The organism is Pseudomonas sp. FSL W5-0203 (assembly GCF_001896155.1).
GTDB classification, from domain to species: Bacteria; Pseudomonadota; Gammaproteobacteria; order Pseudomonadales; family Pseudomonadaceae; genus Aquipseudomonas; species Aquipseudomonas paracarnis.
This window is the reverse complement of the sequence record NZ_MPOR01000103.1, coordinates 1-426: the sequence shown is the minus strand read 5'-3', so window position 1 is coordinate 426 and position 426 is coordinate 1. Positions and strand designations below refer to the sequence as shown.

The window sequence follows — 426 nt, the reverse complement described above, 5'->3', positions numbered from 1 at the left end:
GCCCGGTCATCATGGACATACACTTCCTGGCTACCATCGGCGTTATGCACGGTGACGCGCCCGTCATCGCCCCAGGCATAACGCGTGTCCATCTGCGAAAAACTCGCCCAATGCCGAACGCAGCGCGCCGCCTTGCCCGCGCGTTCCCACGCCCAAAAGAAACTCGCGCCTCCGGCCAGTTGGCGCTCAAGAATGACGTGCTGATCGTCGTACCGATAACGCTCGCTTTCCCCGACAGCATTGGTCGCGCAGACCAGTCGTCCGTCTTCGTCATAGGCGTAGGAAACAAGGTTCTGCTCGGTCTCCCACACGTAGGGCTCTCGCCCTTTGGCACGATGCACCTGATAGTCCACCGCAACGATGCGATCCAGCTCATAACGCAACAGCAACGAGCGACCCGCGCCGTTATCCAGCCGCTCAATCCGC

Annotated in this window: 1 protein-coding gene; it reads right to left on the bottom strand. The window is 61.0% G+C overall.

Going from position 1 to position 426, the window contains the following annotated elements; translation table 11 throughout:
* On the bottom strand, nucleotides 1-426 hold a 426-nt coding region (locus BOP96_RS29165), incomplete at both ends, for an RHS repeat protein (RefSeq protein ID WP_138726269.1).